The organism is Campylobacter sp. CS_NA3 (assembly GCF_027797495.1).
GTDB lineage: Bacteria > Campylobacterota > Campylobacteria > Campylobacterales > Campylobacteraceae > Campylobacter_B.
This window is the reverse complement of the sequence record NZ_CP115609.1, coordinates 1,238,137-1,262,507: the sequence shown is the minus strand read 5'-3', so window position 1 is coordinate 1,262,507 and position 24,371 is coordinate 1,238,137. Positions and strand designations below refer to the sequence as shown.

23 protein-coding genes are annotated in these 24,371 nt (G+C 36.5%); 16 read left to right on the top strand and 7 right to left on the bottom strand.

The features are described 5' to 3' along the window. Positions 1-64: 64 nt before the first annotated feature. From purD to PF026_RS06250, 9 genes are all read left to right on the top strand, one after another. Positions 65-1,318, top strand: coding sequence for a phosphoribosylamine--glycine ligase (purD, locus tag PF026_RS06290; RefSeq protein ID WP_270863651.1), 1,254 nt, complete (start codon positions 65-67; stop codon positions 1,316-1,318). Next, on the top strand, positions 1,311-1,739 hold the full coding sequence (locus tag PF026_RS06285; RefSeq protein WP_270860487.1) for an RDD family protein: 429 nt from the start codon (positions 1,311-1,313) through the stop codon (positions 1,737-1,739). Before purD ends, PF026_RS06285 begins: the two co-directional genes overlap by 8 nt. Further along, a complete protein-coding gene (locus PF026_RS06280) occupies positions 1,621-3,981 on the top strand; it encodes an LPS-assembly protein LptD (protein WP_442867924.1) in 2,361 nt (786 codons plus the stop codon). Before PF026_RS06285 ends, PF026_RS06280 begins: the two co-directional genes overlap by 119 nt. Beyond that, positions 3,981-4,700, top strand: coding sequence for a phosphoribosyltransferase family protein (locus tag PF026_RS06275; RefSeq protein ID WP_270863650.1), 720 nt, complete (start codon positions 3,981-3,983; stop codon positions 4,698-4,700). The genes PF026_RS06280 and PF026_RS06275 overlap by 1 nt, the downstream gene beginning before the upstream one ends. Then, positions 4,684-6,822 (top strand): polyribonucleotide nucleotidyltransferase, encoded by a 2,139-nt coding sequence (locus PF026_RS06270; RefSeq protein WP_270863649.1) that lies wholly within the window; start codon positions 4,684-4,686, stop codon positions 6,820-6,822. Before PF026_RS06275 ends, PF026_RS06270 begins: the two co-directional genes overlap by 17 nt. Before the next feature lie 11 nt (positions 6,823-6,833). After that, positions 6,834-7,688, top strand: coding sequence for a universal stress protein (locus PF026_RS06265; RefSeq protein ID WP_270860490.1), 855 nt, complete (start codon positions 6,834-6,836; stop codon positions 7,686-7,688). A 250-nt stretch (positions 7,689-7,938) separates the two neighbouring features. After that, positions 7,939-8,388 (top strand): acetyl-CoA carboxylase biotin carboxyl carrier protein, encoded by a 450-nt coding sequence (gene accB / locus PF026_RS06260; protein WP_270863648.1) that lies wholly within the window; start codon positions 7,939-7,941, stop codon positions 8,386-8,388. Continuing rightward, entirely contained in the window at positions 8,385-9,722 is a 1,338-nt protein-coding gene (locus tag PF026_RS06255; RefSeq protein ID WP_270860492.1) for an acetyl-CoA carboxylase biotin carboxylase subunit, read from the top strand. Before accB ends, PF026_RS06255 begins: the two co-directional genes overlap by 4 nt. A 59-nt stretch (positions 9,723-9,781) precedes the next feature. Further along, on the top strand, positions 9,782-10,390 hold the full coding sequence (locus PF026_RS06250) for a DUF2238 domain-containing protein (RefSeq protein ID WP_270870401.1): 609 nt from the start codon (positions 9,782-9,784) through the stop codon (positions 10,388-10,390). Between the two features lie 148 nt (positions 10,391-10,538). Here PF026_RS06250 and creD read toward each other — a convergent pair whose 3' ends face one another. Next, positions 10,539-11,918 (bottom strand): cell envelope integrity protein CreD, encoded by a 1,380-nt coding sequence (creD, locus tag PF026_RS06245; protein WP_270870402.1) that lies wholly within the window; start codon positions 11,916-11,918, stop codon positions 10,539-10,541. Between the two features lie 260 nt (positions 11,919-12,178). Further along, positions 12,179-13,009, bottom strand: coding sequence for a peptidyl-prolyl cis-trans isomerase (locus tag PF026_RS06240; RefSeq protein ID WP_270877189.1), 831 nt, complete (start codon positions 13,007-13,009; stop codon positions 12,179-12,181). Positions 13,010-13,088: 79 nt separating this feature from the next. Here PF026_RS06240 and gltX point away from each other — a divergent pair, with 79 nt between their 5' ends. The 7 genes from gltX to gdhA all read left to right on the top strand — a co-directional run bounded on the left by gltX (position 13,089) and on the right by gdhA (position 21,025). Beyond that, complete coding sequence (gltX, locus tag PF026_RS06235) at positions 13,089-14,471, top strand: glutamate--tRNA ligase (RefSeq protein WP_270877188.1); 1,383 nt, start codon at positions 13,089-13,091, stop codon at positions 14,469-14,471. 171 nt (positions 14,472-14,642) lie between these two features. Beyond that, entirely contained in the window at positions 14,643-15,896 is a 1,254-nt protein-coding gene (locus PF026_RS06230; RefSeq protein WP_270863643.1) for a malic enzyme-like NAD(P)-binding protein, read from the top strand. A 113-nt stretch (positions 15,897-16,009) separates the two neighbouring features. After that, entirely contained in the window at positions 16,010-17,446 is a 1,437-nt protein-coding gene (locus tag PF026_RS06225; RefSeq protein ID WP_270863642.1) for a nicotinate phosphoribosyltransferase, read from the top strand. Next, complete coding sequence (upp, locus tag PF026_RS06220) at positions 17,443-18,072, top strand: uracil phosphoribosyltransferase (protein WP_270863641.1); 630 nt, start codon at positions 17,443-17,445, stop codon at positions 18,070-18,072. The genes PF026_RS06225 and upp overlap by 4 nt, the downstream gene beginning before the upstream one ends. Positions 18,073-18,096: 24 nt before the next feature. Then, entirely contained in the window at positions 18,097-18,687 is a 591-nt protein-coding gene (locus tag PF026_RS06215) for a hypothetical protein (RefSeq protein ID WP_270860500.1), read from the top strand. 290 nt (positions 18,688-18,977) lie between these two features. After that, complete coding sequence (locus tag PF026_RS06210; RefSeq protein WP_270860501.1) at positions 18,978-19,670, top strand: MqnA/MqnD/SBP family protein; 693 nt, start codon at positions 18,978-18,980, stop codon at positions 19,668-19,670. Further along, positions 19,667-21,025 carry an NADP-specific glutamate dehydrogenase gene (gene gdhA, locus PF026_RS06205; RefSeq protein WP_270870403.1) on the top strand — a complete coding sequence of 453 codons (1,359 nt, stop codon included), beginning with the start codon at positions 19,667-19,669 and terminating at the stop codon, positions 21,023-21,025. Before PF026_RS06210 ends, gdhA begins: the two co-directional genes overlap by 4 nt. 217 nt (positions 21,026-21,242) lie before the next feature. Here the strand turns inward: gdhA and PF026_RS06200 are convergent, their stop codons facing one another. The 5 genes from PF026_RS06200 to PF026_RS06180 form a co-directional block, all read right to left on the bottom strand. Then, a complete protein-coding gene (locus PF026_RS06200; RefSeq protein WP_270863639.1) occupies positions 21,243-21,833 on the bottom strand; it encodes an outer membrane beta-barrel protein in 591 nt (196 codons plus the stop codon). 233 nt (positions 21,834-22,066) lie between these two features. Continuing rightward, positions 22,067-22,792: a thioredoxin fold domain-containing protein gene (locus PF026_RS06195; protein WP_270870404.1), complete on the bottom strand. Its 726-nt coding sequence runs from the start codon at positions 22,790-22,792 to the stop codon at positions 22,067-22,069. Positions 22,793-22,929: 137 nt separating this feature from the next. After that, complete coding sequence (locus PF026_RS06190) at positions 22,930-23,304, bottom strand: hypothetical protein (protein WP_270863638.1); 375 nt, start codon at positions 23,302-23,304, stop codon at positions 22,930-22,932. An 11-nt stretch (positions 23,305-23,315) separates the two neighbouring features. Beyond that, entirely contained in the window at positions 23,316-23,939 is a 624-nt protein-coding gene (gene lpoB, locus PF026_RS06185; RefSeq protein WP_270860505.1) for a penicillin-binding protein activator LpoB, read from the bottom strand. A 9-nt stretch (positions 23,940-23,948) separates the two neighbouring features. After that, positions 23,949-24,368 carry a DUF1425 domain-containing protein gene (locus tag PF026_RS06180; protein ID WP_270860506.1) on the bottom strand — a complete coding sequence of 140 codons (420 nt, stop codon included), beginning with the start codon at positions 24,366-24,368 and terminating at the stop codon, positions 23,949-23,951. Positions 24,369-24,371: the final 3 nt, after the last annotated feature.

Below are 24,371 nucleotides of genomic sequence, written 5' to 3'. Positions count from 1 at the left end.
TGTTTTGGGCCGATTCTTTCTACGCAACGCTCACTTGGGTTTTTTATTTTTTGGAGAATTTGCTTTGAATATACTTATCATCGGCAACGGCGGTAGAGAATACGCCATCGGATTAAAACTAAAAGAAGACTCTAATGTTTTAAATTTATACTTTGCTCCAGGTAACGGAGCGACTGAAAAACTCGGTAAAAATGTGAATTTAAGCGACTTTGAAGATTTGGCTAAATTTGCAATCAAAAGAGATATAAACCTAACTATTGTAGGTCCCGAAGATCCGCTTACAAAGGGCATTGTAGATGTTTTTAAATCTCATAATTTAGCTGTTTTTGGACCGAGTAAAAATGCTGCAAGGCTCGAGGGCAGTAAGGCCTTTATGAAAGATTTTTTAAAGCGAAAAAATATAAAAACTGCTAGATTTTTAAGTTCAAGCGATTTTAATGAAATTTGTGAATTTATCGATAATTTGGGCGAAACAATCGTTGTTAAAGCCGACGGACTATGTGCCGGAAAAGGCGTAATCATCGCAAAAAGCAAAGATGAAGCCAAGAGTGCTGTAAAAAGTATGCTAAGCGGTGAAAGCTTTGGAAATGCCGGTAAAACAGTGGTTGTAGAAGAATTTTTAGACGGATTTGAACTTAGCTTTTTTGCCATTTGCGACGGCGAAAATTTTGTATCACTTCCTGTTGCACAAGATCACAAAAGACTACTAGATAACGACATGGGTCCAAATACAGGCGGAATGGGCGCTTATGCTCCAAGTCCGTTGGCAACGCCTGAGCTAATAAAAAAAGTGGAAAATGAAATCGTAGCGCCAACTCTAAAAGGCATGAAGGAAGATGGAAATCCTTTTTGCGGAGTGCTTTTTGTGGGACTTATGATAGTTAAAAACGAGCCTTTTGTGCTTGAATACAATGTCCGCTTTGGCGACCCTGAATGTGAAGTTTTAATGCCGTTGATTGATGGAAGTTTGAGTAAAATTCTTTATAATGCCGCAATCGGCAAACTTCAAAGCATAAAATTAAAAGACGAATTTGCCGTGGGTGTTGTAATGGCTAGTAAAAATTATCCTTTTTCTTCTAGCGAACCAGCACTTATCAGCGTAAGCGAAATTGAGCCAAATTCGCACATTTGCTATGCCGGTGTCGGTAGGGAAAATGATAAAATAATCGCAACAGGCGGTAGGGTTTTAGTAAGCGTGGCAACTGCAAAAAGCATAAAAGAAGCAAGAGACACGGCTTACAGGCTCTGTGAAAATATCAAATTTGACGGCGCACAGTATCGCAAAGATATAGCGTATCAGGCGTTAAAAAATGGCTGAAAACGGGAAATTAAGCCTAGCCACAAACGGACGCAGGATACTTTCTTGCGGTATCGATGAAATGGTTTTGGCGATTTTATTTTTTCTTATTTACATGGGCGAATTTTCAAAAGCCGCAAATCAAGAGCAACTTCAAGATATAATGATGAATTTTATAGTGCAATACTATATCATAAAAGTGCTTTACCACACGCTTTTTGTCTATTTTTACGGAGCGACTTTGGGTAAATTTGTTTGCAAAATTCGTTGCATAAACCAAGACGCTCTTGTGCCAAATTTTTATGAATCGCTAATGAGAGCCGTTGTTAGGATTATTAGCGAATTTGCCTTTTATTTGGGCTTTGTGTGGGCATTTTTTAGCGAATTTAAGCAAACTTGGCACGATAAATTTGCGACAACTTTGGTGGTGCAAGTTGATTAAAATATTTAAATTTTTATCCGTTATTTTGCTATTTTGCCTAAATTTACTTAACGCAAAAGTCCAAAATGTCGAGCTTATCGCCGATGATGTAGTAAAAAATGGAGACATAATAACAGCAACCGGAAATGTAATAATATATTCGCAAGATTATTTCGTAACCGCAGATCGCGCCGTGTATGACCAAAAAAACGAAGTTGCCGAGCTTTTTGGAAATGTAAATTCTATGCGTGGGTTAAATGAGACTTCGCGGGCAAACTATGTCAAACTTGATTTTAAAAACGATTTGCAAGAAGCCGATGCAAATTTCATTATGGATAAAGACGGCGAAATTTGGATGCAAAATGATAAAACCTGCGTTGATAGCGAGTATTATCGCATAAAAGGCGGCGCGGTTTCTAGCTGTAATGTCAGCGATCCTGACTGGAAGATTAAATTTAGTAGTGCAAAAATGAATAAAGAGAGCAAATTTTTGCATATTTTTAACCCTGTTTTTTATGTTAGCGATTATCCTGTTTTATATTTGCCGTATTTTGGCTTTCCGACCGATAAAACACGCAGAACTGGGCTTTTACCGCCTGAGATTGGTTATATCGGAAGCGAGGGTGCGTATTATAAACAGCCGATTTATTTTGCTCCTTATGAGAGCTGGGATTTTCAGCTAGATCCACAAATTCGCGCTCGTAGGGGAGCAGGTGTTTATGGCACATTTAGATTTGCCGATTCGCCTTACTCTTATGGCGAAATTCGGGGTGGTATGTTTGAAAACAAATCAAAGCATCAAAAAAGACTTGAACTTGCAAATAAACAACACCATGGATTCGAGATACAATACGATAGAAGTAGGCTCGTAAAACACCTAATCGACGGCGATTTCAAAGAAAATTTATGGCTTGATTTTACCAAACTTAATGATTTGGAGTATTATGATTTAGTTAGCAAAGGCGGGATTGACGACGATAGCGCAAATTCGCTTGTAACTTCAAGACTAAATTATTATCTAACGACAGACAATCACTATTTTGGGCTTTACGCGAGATATTATTTAGATACTGCGAAGCTAAATAGCGAGAATTTGTTTAAAAATAACGATACGGTTCAAGAAATTCCTACTTTGCATTATCATAAATTCGTTGATAATTTTGCCTTGCCAAATTTGCTTTATTCTGTCGATACCAAGGCACACAATTACATTAGAGATGACGGCGTAGAAGCAAGGCATTATGAGTTAAATATTCCTGTGAGTTTTTCTATGCCTTTATTTGATGAGTATTTAAATTTGATTATCGGCGAAAATCTCTATTTTTCATATATTGATTGGGATAAAAAGTATAACTACGCAAATGGCGAATTTAGCACGGATAATTCAACTGCATATATAAATAATTATCATTTAATTTCTCTTCAAAGCGATTTAGCAAAATCCTACGAGAATTTTTTCCACACCGTTTCATTTGGGCTTGATTTGCTTATCCCTTGGTATCAAAAGGGCGATATTGATGACAGATTGTTTAAATACTACCGCTACGATTATGATAAGGAAAATTCAAAAATAAATAAATCTGCCTTAAATAATGTAAAAAGTTCGCTTTATTATGAAGATAATTTCATAAACGAACTTAGCGATGATTATACGCACGATAGCCTTGCAGGGCGTTTTACGCAGTATTTTTATGATGGAAATGGGCGTAAATTTATAAGGCACATGATAAAACAAAGATATGATTTTGACGAAGATGAATTTGGCGAGTTAGATCATAGCATTGATTTTTATTTTAAAAATGGTCTTAGACTTGGAAATAGATTTTTATATTCGCATAAATACCATAGCTTTGATCGAATTAGAAGCTATGCAAGTTATTCAAATGACTATTTTAGCGGATCTTTGACGCACTCTTATGAGTATAGAAAATTTAGCGAAGATAGAGATAGATATACAAAAGACAACTATTTCATAGCAAATTTAGCACTAAATTTGCCAAATTATTATAAACTCTTTGGCAGGGTTGATTATGATTTGCAAAGAGATTATACTAAAATGTGGCGAGTCGGCGTTACGCATAATCGAAAGTGTTGGAATTTCTCATTTGTGTATCAAGAAGATATTGAACCAAAAAATACAAACAAGCAAAATTATGAAAAAGCGAGCAAAGAACAAGGATTTTATTTCTTTGTAAATTTCTATCCTTTTGGCGGTGTTGGCTATGATTTTTCTATAAATCACGATTATACGGAGCAAAACTGATGATTTCAAGAGAAAATTTAATGTTTGAAAATCAAATTCAAGCAGCCGAAAAACTAATAGAAATTTTGCCTGTAAGTGATTTTAAAAAAGACAACTATATTATTATCTGTTCGTCGCTAGATTCCGTTATTTTGGTAGATGAGATAGCTAGAAAATTAAAAATTGGTTATGAAATTTTATTTAGCGAACAAATTTTTGCGCCAAATAACCCTGAATGCGCCATTGCTTGTGTTAGCGAAACACAAGAAATCGTTATACTAGAAGAGCTAGTCAAATCTTTTGGCATAAATTTAGACTATATTTACGGACAAAGTAATAGAAAATATGAAGAAAAAATTCTAAAAAGCGTTTATAAATATCGCAAAGGCGAACTTTTGCAAGATTTTGAAAATCGCAATGTTATTTTGATAGATGAAGGTTGCGAAAGCGGTATGACTGCTCTTGCTTGCATAAAATCGCTTACAAATTTAAACGCAAAAACGATAATTTACGCAACGCCTTTAATACCAAACAGCGTTGCTAAGAATTTGGGCGTTTTGGTTGATGAGCTTTTTTGTGTTCATAATATTGCCGATTTTGTTTCGGTTGATTTTTATTACAAAGAAAAAATTGAGCCAAAAGTTGATATTATAATGCAAATTTTAGAAGAAAGTCCGTATTATTTACCTTTACATAAAGAAGTATTAGAAGGAGAAGAAACAAATGCAGTGCTTAGTTGATGTGAATAACAATTTAGAGATTTTTGATATTAACAAAGTCGCCAAACAAGCAGCAGGAGCTGCACTTTTAAGAGTGAAAAACACAGTCGTTTTAGCCACAGTCGCAAGAGAAGAAAGGCAGGTTGAAGAAGATTTTTTACCGCTAACCGTGCAGTATATCGAAAAACAATACGCAGCAGGGCGAATTCCCGGTGGTTATATAAAAAGGGAGACTAAGCCCGGAGATTTTGAAACGCTAACGAGCAGGATAATCGATCGCTCTTTAAGACCTCTTTTCCCAAAAGGCTATGCTTATCCTACGCAAATCGTGGTTTTTGTGCTTTCTGCTGATCCGGAAGTTGATTTACAAGTTGTAAGTCTAAATGCCGCAAGTGCAGCTCTTTATTTAAGCGATATTCCTATGAAAGCCCCTGTTTGCGGTGTTAGAGTAGGTAAGATCAACGGCGAACTTATCATAAATCCTACAAATTCGCAGCTTAAACAAAGTTCGCTTGATCTTTATGTCGCAGGTGTCGGCGATGAGCTTTTGATGATAGAGATGAGATCTTTGCCACAACTAAACGGCGAAAATCAAAATATGAACGAAGTAAATGAAGACGATATGGTAAAAGCTATTGATTTTGCAGGACAGGCGATTTTAAAAGGCTCTTTGGCTTATGAAGAAGTTTTTATGCCACACAAAAAAAATGAAGCAAATTTAGAGTATAAGCCTGAAATCGAAAACGAAGCAATCGCCGAATATATCGATAAATTCTATAAAGACGATGTTAAATTTGCTATAAACCAAATGGCAAAAAGTGAGCGAGCAACCGAGCTTGATAAAATCGTTAAAAAAATCGTAACTGATGATGAAGCGATTAAAAATGAATGGGAAGAAGGCGTTATCTCAAATGTCATCGGCAAATATAAACGCAAAATTATTAGAAGCCAAATCATAAATGAACGCCGTAGAGCTGACGGCAGAGCATTAAACGAAGTTCGCCCAATCGACATAGAAACAAATTTGCTTCCAAACGCTCACGGCAGTTGTCTTTTTACGCGCGGTCAAACTCAGGCGTTAGTTGTTACTACGCTTGGCGGCGATAGCGATGCTCAACTTAGCGATAGTTTAACGGAAAACTCGGCAATTACTGAAAAATTTATGTTTAATTACAATTTCCCGGGATTTTCTGTTGGCGAAGCTAGCCCGTTAAAAAGTCCTGGTCGTAGAGAGCTAGGACATGGAAATTTAGCCAAAAGAGCGCTTTTCCCAAGTGTTGCGATAAATTCGCCGTGGGCTATTCGCGTAGTTAGCGAAATTTTAGAGAGCAATGGTTCTAGCTCAATGGCGAGTGTTTGTGGCGGTTCTTTATCTATGAGAGCAGCCGGAATTTCTACACAAAAACTAGTTGCAGGAGTTGCTATGGGCTTAGTTTTTGAAGATGATAAACACGCGGTCTTAACAGACATCATGGGACTAGAAGATCACGACGGCGATATGGATTTTAAGGTTGCAGGTAGCAAGGACGGAATCACTGCACTTCAAATGGACATAAAGCTTGGCGGAATTAGCCTTGAAGTGCTAAGCGAAGCCCTAAATCAAGCAAAAGAAGGCAGAGAACATATCTTAAATTTAATGGAAATTGCAAATGATAAAATTTGCGTAAATGAAGAGATTTTGCCAAAACTTGAAATTTTTAGCGTAGATCCAAGCAAAATCGTCGATATTATCGGTCAAGGCGGTAAAACTATAAAAGAAATTACCGAAAAATTCGGCGTTAGCATTGATTTAGATAGAGAAAAAGGCGAAGTTAAAATTCACGGCGTTAAAAAATCAGGTGTCGATGGCGCAAAAGAGCAAATTCTTTCTATTGTCAAAGGCGGCGGACGAGATTTCAAAAAAGGTGCGCCAAGAAAAGATTTCAAAAAAGATATTAAATTTGAAATCGGCGAAGAATTTGATGGCGTGGTGCAAAAAGTAATGGAATTTGGCGCATTTATCTCACTTAGAGATGGCGTAGATGGTTTGCTTCATATCTCAAAAATCAAAACAAAACTAAACGAAGGCGACAGCGTCAAAGTAAAAGTGGCAGAGCAAAAAGGAAGCAAAATTTCACTTGAATTAGTTAGCGAAAATTCATAAGGAGAATAAAAATGGAGTTAAAAAAATTATTTTTCCCAATCGGTGGCGGAGAAGAGCTTAGAGAGCGAATTCGTGGAGCTTTGCTTGTGAATAAATTTTTTGGGACACACTTAACTATTATGGCAGCTCAGTTAGATCCAAGAACGATTTATAATGTCAGAATGACGCTAAAAGGCGGCGTTTTGATGGACGAATTTTTAAAATCCGCAAATGATGAGTTAGAAAAGGAAAGAGAAAATTTAAATCAAATTTTTAAAGAAGAGTGCGAAAGCGTTGGACTAGATATAAATGATGAAGTAGGTATTCCAAATAGTGCTAGACTTAAATGTTTGACCGGAGTTAGATCTGAACTTGTTGAGAAGCACTCTCGCTATTGCGATTTGGTTATCGCTTCTGTCCCACCGACAGGCAGCATTACAGGGACTTTTGAAGCAGCTGTTGTCAAAAGCGGAAAAAGTTGTATAGTAATACCGCGTGTAATGAATCAATTTAAAGCCGATAAAATTTTACTTAGTTTATCTGGAACGGCAGCGAGCGCAAGGGCACTTACAAATTCGATTTTCTTGCTTAAAAAGGCAAAAGTCGTGCATTGCGTTATCGCTAGACATTATTTAGCAGATAGCGAAGAAGAAACAGTGGGTAGAATTCGAAACTATTTGAGTTTGCACGGCATAGAAAATGTCGAATTTGAGTGTTTAGATACCGAAGGGAAAGTACCCGGTCAAATGCTAGTAGAGCATTCAAGCAAAGGCGAATACGATCTCATCGTAGCTGGAATGCATGCAGACAACGGGATAAAAGAGATTTTCTTAGGCGGAGCGTCGAAATATTTCCTAAAAAATACTAAAATTCCAGTATTTATGTAATTTTTTTTGGAAAGCCAGACGAGCCTAGCTTTCGTGTGATTTCGCAAATTTTTTGTTCGATAGGCAATAAGCCTTATTTCACTCAAAATTTGCTTCAAAACACACGAAATCGTCGGCATAAATAATCAAATTTAAGTTGAATTTTTTAAATTTTAACACTACGCTAAAAGAATAAATCAACCAAATTTAATCAAATAATTATAAAATTTTAGCTAATATTATTAATTACAATATTTTTAGGAGAAACTTAATGAATAAAGACGATATTAAAGAACTTATGAGCTTTTTTGACGAACAAAAAAGTATAAATAAGCTAAAAATCAAAGACAAAGATTTTGAAATAGAGATTAAAAAATACGGAGCAGACGGCGAAAATTTGGCACCGCAAATACCTGTTGCTCCACAACCAGCACCAAGCGTAAATGTCGTAGTAAATGAAAAATCAAGCTCGAAAGCCACCACAGATACGATCGATAGCCCTATGGTAGGAACTTTTTATAAAGCCCCAAGCCCTGGTGCAAATGCGTTTGTAAGTGTCGGTCAAGTCGTGCATAAGGGCGAGACTATCGGTATTATCGAAGCTATGAAAATTATGAACGAGATTGAAGCCGAGTTTGATTGTCGTATCAAAAAAGCGCTCGTTGAAGACGGACAGCCGGTAGAATACGCTATGGCGTTATTTGAGGTTGAAAAACTATGAAAGAAATCAAAAGAATTCTTATAGCAAATCGTGGCGAAATAGCTCTTAGGGCGCTTAGAACTATCCAAGAAATGGGCAAACAAGCTATTGTTGTGCATTCAACAGCCGATCAAGACGCCCTTTATGTCAAATACGCAGACGCTTCCATTTGCATAGGCGGACCTAGATCAAGTGATAGCTATTTAAACATACCTGCGATTATTACAGCTTGTGAGCTAACAGAAGCAGACGCCATTTTCCCGGGATATGGCTTTTTAAGTGAAAATCAAAATTTTATAGAAATTTGCGAAAAACACGGCATTAAATTTATAGGACCAAGCGTTGAAGCTATGACTTTAATGAGCGATAAATCAAAAGCAAAACAGGTTATGATGAGAGCTGGAATTCCCGTTGTTCCGGGATCTGACGGCGCAATCGCCGATGTCGAAGAGGCTAGGAAATTAGCCGAGAAAATCGGTTATCCTGTTATCATCAAAGCTGCTGCCGGTGGCGGTGGTCGCGGTATGCGCGTGGTGCAAAAAGAAGAAGATTTAGAAAAACTTTTCTGGTCGGCTGAGAGCGAAGCGGTGAGCGCATTTGGGGATGGGACAATGTATATGGAAAAATACATTACAAATCCACGCCATATCGAAGTTCAAGTCATCGGCGATGAGCACGGAAATGTGCTTCATATCGGTGAGAGAGACTGCTCTATGCAAAGAAGACACCAAAAACTCATCGAAGAAAGCCCGGCTGTAATACTAGATGATGAAACTCGCAAAAAACTCCATGAAACAGCGGTAAAAGCGGCAAAAGCTATCGGATATTTTAGCGCAGGAACATTTGAATTTTTATATGATAGTAGCGACAAAAAATTCTATTTTATCGAGATGAATACTCGCTTGCAGGTTGAACACACAGTTAGCGAAATGCGAAGCGGTGTTGATTTAATCGAGCTTATGATAAGAGTGGCGCAAGGCGAAAAACTGCCAAAACAAAGCGAGATAAATTTAAGCGGACACGCTATCGAGTGCCGTATCACAGCAGAAGATCCAAAAAGCTTCACGCCAAATCCGGGCAAAATCACAAAATATGTCGCACCCGGTGGCAGAAGTGTTCGCATGGATAGCCATGTTTATGAAGGTTACAGCGTTCCGCCGTATTATGATAGCATGATAGGCAAACTAATCGTGCATGACAAAGACCGCAACAAAGCCATAGCCAAAATGAAAGTGGCACTTTCACAACTGATGATTCAAGGCATAAAATCAACGCGTGATTTTCATCTAGCGATGATGAATAATCCTGATTTTATCAATAACGAATTTGATACAAATTATCTAGCAAAACACTAAAATTTGGCAAATTTAGAGCAAATTTAGCTCTAAATTTGCTTTTTAAGGATTTTTACTCAATGCAAAAACACGCCGTGCCTTTAATTTTAGCTACTATTTTTGTGGCGATGTCGCTGTGGGCTGGAATTTCGCCAAATGATAGAGCAGTTTGGTATGCAGAGACTACGCCACTTTTTATCGTATTTTTGGCTCTTGTTTTTACATATAAAAAATTTAAATTTAGCAACACGGCTTATATTTTGATGAGCGTTTGGTTACTTTTGCATACAATCGGCGCAAAATATACATTTGCAGCCGTTCCGTTTGAATGGGGAAATGAGTTTTTAACGCCTATTTTTGGCGAAGAGCGCAACCACTTTGATCGTTTGGCGCATTTTTCCATTGGATTTTACGCTTTTGCGATGAGCGAGTGGCTACTGCGAAAGCACAAATGCACTTTTGGCACGGCGCTTTGGTTTGGGCTGTTTTTTATGATGAGCGTTGCAGGAGCTTATGAGATTATCGAGTGGCTTTATGCCGTTATCAAAGGCGGAAACGCAGGAATTGAGTTTTTAGGCTCACAAGGCGATATTTGGGACGCTCAAAAAGATATGCTTTGTGATACGCTAGGAGCGATTTTTTCGCTGATTTTGTTTGTATTTATCCGTCCCGATAAACAAATTCGCTAAGTTTAGTATGGTTTTGCTTTTCGAATTTTGATAAAATTTGCAATTTCTTGCAAAGCCTAAAAGATTGCAAATTTAAAAGCTTCTCGCTTTTAAATTTGCGTATTTTACCGGCGGCTTTGCCTTTATTAAGGTTTTAAATTTATACTTTTTACCGATTTTCCCCGTCTATTTTATCTGTAAAAAACTCTTCAACTTCGTTTGAAAAAGCATTTTTATACCAGTCGATTTTGCGTGTAACAAACATTAATATCGCTAACACAGCAAACATCAAAATGCTTCCAAGCAGCAGCGCATAGTCTTCGGATTGCAAAATTCCATAAAGCGTAATATATGAAATCAAATGGACGATTGCGATAAATGCGCCGTGTTTTTTGGATTTAAAAATCGCACTTGCATATAAAAATACCGTCAAAGTTACTGCAATTCCTGCTAACGCGTAAGCAGCGAAAAATGCCAAATGCTCTGAAATCGATAAAATAAGCAGATAAAAAAGCACATCTGCTGCGCCGATTAGGAAGTATTGAACCGGGTGAATTCGCGTTTTAGCCCAAATTTCGCACAAGAAAATCGCCAAAAACGGCACGACTAAAAATAAAAGCGCGTAAGTTACGCAACGCTTCACGAGCGAATAGTTGTTGATTGGGCTGATGAAATTTACATCTATCATTTCGTAATGTGAGCGTTCGTTTGGCTTTACTATCCAAGCGGGAGCAAAATTTGTGCTAAGACCTGAAACTTCCCAAACGGCGTTAAATCCGTCTTTGTTTATTTGGCGTGTTTTTGGCAACCAGCCACCGCTAAATGACGGAGATGCCCATGTAGATTTTAGTGCAAAAGTGTTGTTTGTAGCAAGTGGCGTAAAGCTGATTTTAGCTCCGCCTTGCACGAAAAGCGAAGCAGAAATTGTGAAATTTGACCTTGCCATATCATAAGGCAGTTTATAAAAAATGCTTTGACTAAAAGGTGAATACTCAGGTGCTGCAAAAGACTGAACGAGTTCGCTTTTGGTGGCATTTGCATCTGAATTTGCAACTAGTTTTGGAAAAGCTGTGAAAGTTTTTTTATTTCCGATACCCAAAATCATCACGGCTTCGTCAAATAAAATATCGCCCTCTTTGACGCCCAAATGCTCGAAATCAATCGGTTCAAATTTGGCTTCTAACGCAATTTCGCCATTAAAAATCGGAACGCTAAAAATGCCTCGTTTTAGGTATTGTGGGTCAAGTTCGGTTGAAATTTTATAATCTTTCGGTGTTAGCAAAATTTGCTTTGTTATGCTTTGCGTAGTAAAGCGACCGTCGCTATTTTGGGTGCTAACGAATTGTTTAACAGGAAGCGAAAGCAAAATTCCACCGATTTCGAGTGTGCCACCAACGGGACGCATGATAGAGCTTTCGGCTTCGCTTTTTACGGCTTGGCGATCATAAAGAATAGATTTGATAAAACCAAGCGGAATTAGCATTAGCAAAAGCAAAATGAAAATTACCACAGGCTTAATCCAAAAGGCATTTTTGTTTATATTTGGCATAAATTTCCTTTGTGTGAATTTTGAAATGAAAGCGAAATTATATTTTTAAAAAGTAAATACTCGGGTTAAAATCGTTTTTTTTGTTCCAACGAGATAGATGCCGAATTTATGGGCTTTTGTGAAAATAAAAAATATATAAAAAAATTTGAAAAAAATAGAGATTTCGAAAAATAAATTTATCAAAATTTATGAATTTTTTTAAAAAAAAGATAAATTTGCCGAATTTTTTCGGCAAATTTGAGTAAATTTAAAAGCGAAATTTATCGATTTACAATGCGAACATTTGCATTTGAGCGAAGTCGTTCGTTGAATTCTTTTAGCATTTGTTGGCGTTTTGAAAGCACATAGGCTTCGATTGCTTTTTCTTGCACACTTTCAAAGTCAGCAGTTTGCACGCCGGATTTCGAATTTACATAAAATGTTTCATATCCATTTGCAGTAGGAATCACCGGCGAAAACTCGCCCTGAGCGACATTTGTGATGATATAGCGCAAACCTTCGTCCATTTGTGAATTTTTAAGCGTTCCTTTTTGGATATGAACGCCGCTTGGTCTAGCGTTTGGATTTTTTAGCACGGCATTTAATCTATCGGCACTTTTTGCGATAAATCTTGTAAGCGTAACGCTATCAAATGTCGTAAATAGCGATAAATTTTGATTGTAAAATTGTCTAACATTTTCAGGTGTTACGCTTTTTCGAATTTCATTTTCAAATGCGCCGTAAAGCTTCTCTTCTTGCAAAGATTTTTTTACATCTTCTCTAAATTTGGCTTTGCTTATGCCGTCTTTTGCGGCGGCTGCGTGTAATGCTTCCACGCTCATATTATTTTGTGCCGCAATCGCTGCGATTCGTTGGTCTATTTCATACGAATTTACCATGATACCGCGTTTTTTGATTTCAGCTGTTTTTACTTTTGAATTTATCAAAATTTCTAATGCCTCAGCATCGCTTACTCTTCGTTCTTTTTTAACTTGTGCTAGTTCATAATTTGTAATCGGCTCGTTTTCGACAACGGCGATAACGCTATTTACGACATCTGCATTTGCGCTTACAAAAGCAAACGCTAAAATTAATAAAAATTTTTTTGTCATTTTCAACCTTTATTTATATTTTTTTACTTATAATTAAAGCTTGAATTATAACATTATTTAGTAAATTTAAGGAAATTCTATGATTGTAACTCGTTTTGCGCCAAGCCCGACAGGCTATTTGCATATCGGTGGGCTAAGAACTGCGCTTTATAACTATTTATACGCAAGAGCAAATGGGGGTAAATTTTTACTTCGCATTGAAGATACCGACTTAAAACGAAACTCAAAAGAGGCCGCAGAAGCCATAGTTCAGGCATTTAACTGGTGCGGGTTAGAATACGACGGCGAGATTGTTTATCAAAGTTCAAGATTTGATTTATACAAAGAATATGTTGCAAAACTGCTTGAAAGCGGAAAAGCATATAAGTGTTATATGAGTAAAGAAGAGCTTGACGCTTTAAGAGCCGAACAAGAAGCTAGAAAAGAACGCCCAAAATATGACGGGCGTTACAGAGATTTTACAGGAACACCGCCAAGCGGAATCGAGCCTGTTGTTCGCATAAAAGCCCCGACTAGCGGTGTTATCGAATTTGAAGACGGCGTAAAAGGAAAAGTTAGCTTTAACGCAAATGATATACTAGATGATTTTATTATCGCTAGAAGCGACGGGACGCCGACTTATAACTTTACTGTTGTGATTGATGATGCGCTTATGGGCGTAACGGATATTATTCGTGGGGACGATCATCTTTCAAATACGCCAAAGCAGATTATTTTATATGAAGCTTTGGGCTTTAAAATTCCAAAATTTTATCATGTTGCGATGATAAACGGAAGCGACGGCGCAAAGCTATCAAAAAGGCACGGCGCAACCGATGTTATGGAATACAAACGCATGGGCTATCTAAGCGAAGCGTTGTTAAATTTTTTGGTGCGACTTGGTTGGAGTCATGGGGACGATGAAATTTTTAGCATAAATGATATGAAAAGGCTTTTTGATCCAAATCATCTAAGCAAATCTTCAAGCACATTTAATCAAACAAAATTGGAGTGGCTAAATGCTCATTATATCAAAACGGCAAATTCCGAGCGCATTTTTGATGAGCTTAGCGAACTTGGATTAAATTTGCGAAATCACCCTAAAAAGGAACTTTTAATTGGTCAATATAGAGAACGAAGCAAAACGCTAGTTGAAATGAGAGATTCTATAAATTCGCTTTTAAACGAGCCGCAAAGCTACGACGAAAAGGCGTATAATAAATTTATAAATGAAAATTCACTGCAAATTTTGGCTGAATTTAGCGAAATTTTAAAACCAAATTTGACGGCAAAAGACTACGAAGAAGCCACGATGAGCTTTTTAGAAAGTAAGGGTGCAAAACTAAAAGATCTTGCCCAAGCTGTGCGAGTTGCGGTTACTGGCACAAGCGTAAGTCCAAGCATTTTTGAAGTTATTGAAATTTTAGGAAGCGAGTGCGTAAAAGAGCGAATTTCAAAACTTTTAGCCTACGCAAAACAATAAATTTAAATTTGCCGAATTTTGAAATATATTTTTAAAATTCGGCTTAAATTTATAAAATTTTTTTAAATTCCTACTTAAATGCTATAAATTCAGAAGAATTTTATTTTTACCTTATCTTAAATGGTGTATAATTCCAAAATTAGTTTTTAATTTAATTTTAAGGAGCATAAAATGGATTTGAAAGAAAAAGCTTTGAAATACCATGAAAACGGTAAAATTGAGATTAGAGTAACAAAACCTTGCGTTAGCGCGGAAGATTTGGGTTTAGCATATACTCCGGGCGTGGCTGAGCCTTGCAAAGAGATAGAAAAAGACAACGAACTAGCCTATAAATACACAAATAAAGGCAATCTTGTAGCAGTTATCACAGACGGAACGGCAGTGCTTGGGCTTGGCGACATCGGTGCGGTAGCTGGAAAACCGGTAATGGAAGGTAAGTCAGTTTTGTTTAAAAAATTTGCAGGCGTTGATGCGTTTGATATTGAGCTTGATGAAAAAGATCCTGATAAAATCGTCGAAATTTGCAAAGCATTAGCGCCTACTTTTGGTGGTATAAACCTTGAAGACATCGGTGCACCAAAATGCTTTTATATCGAGAAAAAACTCCAAGAAAGCGTAAATATCCCTGTAATGCACGATGACCAACACGGCACGGCTATCATCACAACAGCAGGTCTAATAAATGTTCTAAAAATCACAGGCGACAAACCAGAAAACCTTAAAATCGTAGTAAGTGGTGCAGGTGCTGCTGGGATAGCGTGCGCGAAAATGTATAGAAATCTAGGCGTCAAAAATATCGTAATGCTTGATAGCAAGGGCGTGATTTACAAAGGAAGACCAAATTTAACACCTGAAAAAGAGGAATTTGCTATCGATACGCAAGATAGAACCCTTGCCGATGCGATGAAAGGCGCAAATATGTTTTTGGGTCTTTCAAAACCTGGCGTTTTAACAGGCGAAATGGTAAAAACAATGGCTCCAAACAATCCTATAATTTTTGCATTAGCAAATCCTGTGCCTGAAATTTATCCTGATGAAGTAAAAGCCGTAAGAGACGATGTTATTATGGGAACAGGCAGAACAGATTTTCCAAATCAAGTAAATAATGTCCTTGGCTTTCCTTTTATTTTCCGTGGCGCACTTGATGTAAAAGCGACTAAAATCACCGAAAATATGAAGGTCGCAGCAGCAAATGCCTTAGCAGAACTAGCTATGAAAGAAGTTCCCGATGAGGTTTTAAGGGCCTATGGCGTGAGTGAGCTGAAATTTGGCAAAGACTACATCATACCAAAACCTTTTGATCCAAGAGTGCTTACAGAAGTAGCTCCTGCTGTTGCGCAAGCTGCGGTAGATGACGGCGTGGCATTAGTGAAAAATTTTGATAAAAAAGCCTATAAAGAGAGTTTAAAAACGCTTTTAAAATAAATGTATATTTTTTTCCGAATTTGCTATGGTAAATTCGGAAAAACTCCTAAAATTTAGTATTTTATTAAACAAATTTAACTATAATTAACGGACTTTTTTATAAACGAGGCGTTATGCAAAATTTTGCTTTACTTACCGATTTTTATCAGCTTACTATGATGCAGGGCTATTTTTTTGAGAAAAAAGATGAAGTTGCTGTTTTTGATGTTTTTTTTAGAAAAGCTCCGTGTGGTGGTGGCTATGCGATACTTTGTGGTATAAATGAAGTAGTCGAATATGTTAAGAATTTAAAATTTAGCGATGAAGAAATCTCATATTTAAGAAGTTTGAAAATTTTTGACGAAAGATTTTTGGCTTATCTAAAAGATTTCAAATTTAACGGCGAAATTTACGCTATGCGTGAAGGAAGCGTTGTTTTTGCACACGAGCCGTTAATAAGAGTAAAAGCAAATATCATGGAAGCCCAGCTCATGGAAGCTGCCATTTTAAATACCATAAATTTTCAAACCTTAATCGCTACAAAAAGCTCACGCATGGTGCGAAGTGCAGGGGACGCGCCGATAATGGAATTTGGTTTAAGAAGAGCGCAAGATAAAAGTGCCGGAATTTACGGCGCAAAGGCTGCTGTGGTGGGCGGTTGCGTGGGAACTTCAAATGTAGTAGCGGCTAAAAAATTTGGTATCACGGCGCTTGGAACGCACTCTCACTCGTGGATTCAAAGCTTTGATAGCGAACTTGATGCCTTTCGCGCGTATGCAAAAATTTACCCAAATAACACTCTTTTGCTTGTCGATACTTACGATACCCTTGCTAGCGGTATCCCAAATGCGATAAAGGTTTTCAAAGAGTTAGCAGCAAATGGCTACAAACCGCTTGGAATTCGCATTGATTCGGGCGATATTGAGTATCTTACTAAACAAGCACGAAAAATGCTAGATAACGCTGGTTTTACTGACGCTAAAATCACGGCTTCAAGCGATTTAGACGAATATAAAATCGATCAATTAAGACTTCTTGGTGCAAAAGTCGATAGCTGGGGGATTGGCACAAAGCTCATAACTTCTAGCGATTGCCCTAGTCTTGGTGGTGTTTATAAACTAAGTGCGATTATCAAAAATGGTAAAGAAATTCCAAAAATTAAAATTTCAAACGATCCACGCAAAATAAATAATCCTGCTTATAAGCAAGTTTTTAGACTTTATGATAAAGCGACAAATAAAGCACTTGCCGATCTTATCACGCTTGATGATGAGATTATCGACGAGAGTAGGGAGCTTGAAATTTTTCACCCACTTTATACTTATAAACGAAAACGAATTTCAAATTTTTACGCTAAAAAACTGCTTGAACCGCTGTTTATAAACGGCGAATTTGTAGGAAAAATTTATAGTGTTAATGAAATCGCTAAATTTGCAAAGTCCGAAAAAGAGAGCATTTGGGACGAATTTTTAAGAAATATTCACCCACAAACTTACAAAGTCGATCTCTCTAAAAAACTTTATGAACTCAGAGAAAATTTGATAAATGAGCATAGGAAAGGAATACAATGAAAAATGTAAAACTCATCTCGCACCCGCTTATAGAGCATAAATTATCTATTTTGCGGGATAAAAAAACCGATCCGTTTCAATTTCGTATGCTAATCGATGAAATTAGCTATTTAATGCTATTTGAAGCCAGTAATGACTTAAAGCTTAAAAGTGTAGAAATCACGACGCCCGTTGCAAAAATGAATGCAAAAAAGCTTGATGAAAAGATTATGATTTGTCCGATTTTACGAGCTGCTCTTGGTATGCTTGATGCTATTTTCAAGCTAATTCCTGATGCGAGTGTCGGATTTTTGGGCTTTCAACGCAACGAAAAAACTCTTCAAGCAGAGTTTTTTTACGCAAAATTGCCAAAAGATTACAAAAATCGCACTGCGATTATCATCGATCCTATGTTTGCCACAGGCGGAACGGCGATCGATGCGGTTAAATTTTTAAAAGAAAAAGGGGTTAAAAATATCAAATTTATTTCGATTATAGCGGCACCCGAGGGGCTAAAAAAATTTAGCGAAATTTACCCAGATGTTCCTGTTTATACGGCTGCAATCGATGAAAAATTAAATGAAAACGGATACATTGTTCCCGGACTTGGGGATGCAGGAGATAGAGTTTTTAATACAATAAATTAATAAAATCTTTTTTAAGGAGAAGACATGAAAAAAATGTTATGTTGTGCGTTTTTAGGCGCATTTTTGCTTAGCGGTTGTGCAGAACTTGCAAATTTAGGTCTAGGAACTAGTTCTAGTGTCGAAAAAAACAAAGAAGAAGTTTTAAATTTCACAGGCAAGAAAGGCTTAACGGTTAAATTAGTTTCAAATGATGATTTTGAAACAGCTACTATGACTACGAATAAAAGCAAACAAGCGTATTCTATGGTTCGCAAACCATCAGGTAGCGGTGTCTATATGGAATCAAAAGATGGAGCAAATATCCATTTTAAAGGCTCACAAGGCATAGTTAAATTTGGAAAATATAAAGAAACTAATATTGATTTAATCAATGAAGAAGTTTTAAATTTTGAAGGTGAAGACGGCTTAAAAGTCAAGTTGGTTTCAAATGACGATTTCGAAACAGCAACAATGACAACAAATAAAAATAAAAAATCATATTCTATGGTTCGCAAACCATCAGGTAGCGGTGTTTATATGGAATCAGCCGACGGAGCAAATATCCATTTTAAAAACACATACGGCGTTGTCGAATTTGATAAATATAAATCAATTACGATTGATCTTGTAGATTAATTTTAAGCTATTTTTAATTTTAAAAGTGCCTTAAAATAGACTTTTAAGGCACGAAATTTTAAATCTTAAAAAAATATAAAATTTATTTTTATTAAAATTTAATGAAATTTATCAAAAAATAAGACAAAATTTTATAAATTTAGACTTAAATTCAGCAATTTTTTATTATAAAATTACTGTATATAGTAATTTTATACATAAATTTATAAAACTTAAAATAAAATAAAAGTCATTTTTTTATTAAATTTTAAGGTTATAAGTAATAGAATACGAACTTCAAAAGGAAAATAATGCTTTTTGGAAAGATAGATTATCTAAATTTATTGCCCTTTCATGTGTTTTTAAAAGGTTATCCGCTTCAAAATTACGCAAAAAAGGCAATCGAGTTTAAAAAAGGCGTTCCAAGCGAACTTTGCAAAAAACTCTACAACCGCAAAATCGATGCAGCTGTGATTTCTAGCATAGAAAGCAGACGAGCAAAATACAAGAAACTAAATTTAGGTATAGTCGCGAAAAAAAGCGTTAAAAGCGTTTTGGTTAGGAAAAATTCTGCTTCCAAACTAGATAGCGCTTCGATGAGTTCAAATATGCTTTGCCGAATTTTAGGGCTTTGGGGCGAAGTCATTATCGGAGATAATGCACTTAGAGCAAATCTTAGCGAAGGAAGTGAGAATTTTCACGATCTTGGCGAAGTTTGGAAAAAAAAGACAAATTTGCCCTTTACTTTCGGTAGATTTTGTTACATAAAAAACGGCGACCTATATAAAGTTTTGGTAAAAAAATTTTTAAGCCGTAAGATTAAAATTCCATACTACATTTTGCAAGATTACGCCAAGACACGGCAGATTGCGCCAAAAGATATATTAGAGTATCTAAATTTTATTAGCTATAAAATCGGCGCAAAAGAAGAAAAGGCGTTTAAGATCTTTATAAAAAGAGCAAGAACTTACAATTTTAATCCTAAACGAAAGGGAGTTAAATGAAAAACTATGTCAGTAATATCTTAGAAGATATTAAGAGAAAAAATCCGGGTCAAGAAGTTTTTATCCAAGCAGCCACCGAAGTATTATATAGCCTAGAACCGTTAATTAAACGAGAAGACAAATACATTAAACATAAGATTTTAGAGAGAATTCTAGTGCCTGAGAGAACTTTGATGTTTCGCGTTGTTTATACAAATGATAAAAACGAACCTTGCGTTCATACGGGTTATAGGGTCGAATTTAACTCTGCAATCGGACCATACAAAGGTGGTATTAGATTTCACCCGACCGTAAATTTGGGCGTTTTGAAATTTTTAGGATTTGAGCAAATTTTCAAAAATTCACTAACAGGTCTTAATATCGGCGGCGGAAAAGGCGGGGCAAATTTCGATCCAAAAGGCAAAAGCGATAACGAGATTATGAGATTTTGTCAATCATTTATGATTGAGCTTCAAAGGCTTATTAGCGATGTTACCGATGTTCCTGCCGGTGATATTGGTGTTGGGGGACGAGAGATCGGCTATATGTTTGGTCAATACAAAAAAATCACACGCAGATTTGACGGTTCTTTAACAGGAAAAGGTCTAAGCTGGGGCGGAAGTTTAGCTAGAACAGAAGCGACAGGCTATGGCTCGGTTTATTTCGCAAATGAAATGCTAACTAAAAACGGAGATAGTTTGCGTGGCAAAATTTGTGCCGTTAGTGGTGCCGGAAATGTTGCTATTTATACCGTTGCAAAACTTTATGAAATGGAAGCAAAACCGGTGACTGTTAGCGATTCGACAGGCTTTATTTATGATGAAAACGGCATTGATTTGGCACTTCTAAAAAAATTAAAAGAAGAGATGAGAGTAGGGCTTGCCGAGTATGTAAAAACTCATCCAAAAGCAATTTTTACACCAGTTGGTAGCTATCCGACAGGAAGAAACGGCGTTTGGGGTGTAAAATGCGACGCAGCTTTCCCAAGTGCAACTCAAAACGAGCTAAATTTAGAAGATATAAAAACACTTTATAATAACGGCTGCCGCATGGTTTGCGAAGGTGCAAATATGCCAAGCACACTTGAAGCGATTGATTTTATGCTTAGCAAAAAAGATTTTCTTTTTGGTCCTGCAAAAGCAGCAAACGCAGGCGGCGTGGCAACAAGTGGCTTAGAAATGGCGCAAAATGCAAGTATGACAAGTTGGAGTTTTGAAGAGGTTGATTCTAGGCTTCACGACATTATGCGACATATTTTCAAAGTTAGCTATGAAACATCAAAAGAATTTGGTCAAGAAGGAAACTTGGTTTTAGGATCGAACATTGCAGGTTTTAGAAAAGTAGCCGATGCGATGATAGATCAAGGCTATCTATAACAGAATTTACCGAATTCTCGTTAAATTTTTATTCTTAATTTCTAATAAATTTGCTAAGCCCGAGCCAAAACTCGGGCTTTTTTTATGGTTAAAATTTGGTAATTTTACTTTGAATTTATCAAATTTCTAGTTTTTATCAAAATCAAAATTTATGCAAAAAAATAATAAATTCGGCAAATTTAAATTCGCCGAATTTGGATTATTAAAGAAGTTCTAATTAGAATTTAAAATTGTATCCCGCATAGGCACCAAGAGTGGTTTTATCTATATCAACCCAGCCGTCTTGACCGCTATGCCAAGCTTTATCGGCTTTTACGCCAGCTTCAATCTCGCCTGCGCCAAAATCAAAAATAACACCAGCCTTACCGCCTACGATGAAACCTTTTTGAGTTTGACTTTCGCTACCTGTTTGATCAGCAGCTGTCGCTTTTAATAAAGAAAGACCGGCATAAGGACCAACTGATAGTTTAAAATTTTCGCTTAATGCAGGAGTAAAATCCACACCTACTACAAATTCGTGTCCTGAAAATTCAGCTTTTCCTAGTAGAGTAGTTTGTCCGCCTTGTGTAACGGAAACTTCTTCTGAATATTTTGAATTGTAGTTGTATTGTGCATAACTTCTATAACTACCAAAATCATAACCGCCCTTAACGCTAAAAACGCCTTGATTTCCGTCTATCGATAGGTCGTCTTCTGTTTGGAATTCAGCATTAAAGTTATATCCGCCGCCTACACCGATAAAAGCACCTTCTGCAAAAGCGCAACTTGCTACTAACGAACTTGCTAATATGAGTTTAGCCAATTTCATAAAAATCCTTTAAAATTAATTTTTTACTAAATTTGCAGGCAAACATAGTAAAATTGGTATTATTATACCCCCCCCCCCCCCTAAACGAAACTTAAATGGACAAGAAAAATAGTGAATTTTTTTAATTAAATGTGAAAATTTGTAACATTTTTGGAAAGAATTTGGAAATAAGATTTAAAATATAATAAAAAAAAGAGTTGTGCGAGAGCAAAACTCGCACAAATTTTGATAAATTATTTTATGATTTTGTCTTTTTCAAATGTATAAGGAACGCTATTTACACCTGCTGCGTGGTATTTTGCAGCCAAAGCTTGCATTTTAGCGACATTTGCTTCACCTGCTTCTTTTTCTTGTGAAGGAAGCTCTTTGTCGTAGTATTTGCGTAAAACTTTGATTTTATCGGCATCGGTTTTAGCTGTTTTAATATCCTTGTAAATCATATAGCTTTTCGAGTGTCCGCTATTTCCATGAACCGAAGTCATAATGATTTCTAAATTCCAAGCTTTAAGTCTTTCTTCGATTTGATTCATTTCTTGACGGCAGTATGGGCATTCTGCGTCTGTAAAGATTATCATTGTAGGTTTGTTTTTGTCATTGCCTAGTTTTATGATATTTTCAGCTTTTTCTTCATTATAAACCTTAGAAAGTTTTACCGCAGTTCTTTGTTTTTTGATTTCATCGATATAGCGAATTTTATCTTTTATATTAAAAACTTCTGGGAAAATCAAATCGTCTTTTGAGATTAAAATTTCTTCTTGCCTTACATTTCCGTCTTGTAAAACCTCCACTACAACAGCCTCAAAGCCGTCAAGTCCTTTAATAGGCAATCTTTCAGCGACTTTAAAATTTAACTCTTTTGGCGCACCACCAAAAACTGATAAAATTTGCTCATCAGTTGCTGCATTTAGGCTAGTTAGAGTAGCTACGGCTAGTGCCGAAGTTAAAATTGTTTTTTTCATATTTTTTCCTTATTAAAAAATTCGTTAAATTATAGTTGAATTTTGTAAATTTTGTATAAAATTTAGCGTTTTTTAGATTTTTTATTCTAAATTTAATTAAATTCGCCGAATTTTATAAACTCGGCGAATTTGTAATTTTAATCAAAAGGTAGTTTTACGCCACCGTTTTTGCCTTGTATTACGCCTGAGTTACTTTTGTGCAAAATTTCACTTTCGTTTGTATTTTGCGAAACTTCGGTTGCATTATTTTCTAAATTTGCCGTGAAATTACCTTCGCTTGTGGCATTTGTGTCTGTTTCATTTTCATCGACGGCACAAATTTTAACTCCACCGCTAAAAACATCATTTGGCAAATCTGCCTCGCAACCACTATCTTTACTTAAATTTCCGCCCAAATCGATACTTGTGATTTTTGGCACAGCAGAACTGCTTTGCGAATTTGATGAATTTAGCGCACTACCAGCCCCAAAAACCAAACCACAAACGCAAAAAATCAAAGCTAGTTTTTTCATTTTTTATCCTTTTACCAAGTTACGCTTTTTGCTGAGCCGATTTTTTCGATGACGCTTTCATCTTCCCAAAACGCTAGTCCTGTTTCTAAATCGGTCAAAGTTAGCTGAAAATAATACGCTACTAAGGCTTTTTTAGATGCCGTTAGCGAAGTGCGTTGGATTATTTTTCCGCTAAGAGCGAAATTTGGTGCATAAATCGAGCCTTTTGGCGGAAGCGTTTTTTGATTTACTTCGTCGCTCTCTCTCATATCTCTAATGTCGCCGATTAGCCCTTCTTCGTTGTTTCCATCTCCGCTAATAGCACTTGTGATGACGGCTTTGCCTGAATTTAGCATTGCAATGCGAATTTTTTTAGTCAGCAAATCTGTATCTATGCGTTGGGTTGTGTCATTTATAACCCGACCAATAGCCACGACATACCTGCCGCCGCCTTTTTTGTTTAAAACTCCGCTTGATAGCAGGTTTTCGACCGCATCGCTTGCTGCTTTTTCAAAATCAGCACGATCAAGTCCTAGCGTCATATATTCGTTTCCGCCGCTTGGTTTGCCATTACTCATATATTCGGTTTTATCGGCGCAACCTGTGAAAATTCCCACAGCCAAAGCACAAATTAGCAAAAATTTTAAATTCTTCATCATAGCTCCTTATTTCCCTTGATATTCATATTGTGCAGGATTATTTCTAAATTCGTCATCGTCGCTAGGAAACTGCATACGAATTTTATAATCCACCGCTTTAATCGACGGCGCAACTGCCTTTAAAACAAAATTTCGCTTGGCTTCGACTTCGACGACTTTCCATTTTGACATAATCGTATCAATTAAAAAGCCGTCATTATCATACCAATCAACCTTGTAAGCGACCGTTTCGTTTGAATTTGTATAGTTTTTAAAGACGGCTTGAATTTCTAAAAATCCGTCTTCTTTGGTGCGCTTAACCATATCTACAAACTCCAAAGTATCGTAAATTCCGCTATCTTCGACCGTGAAATTTGGATCTTTTACCTTTTTTACACAACCGCTTAGCAAGAAAACGCTAAGTAAAAAGATTAAAAACTTTTTCATACT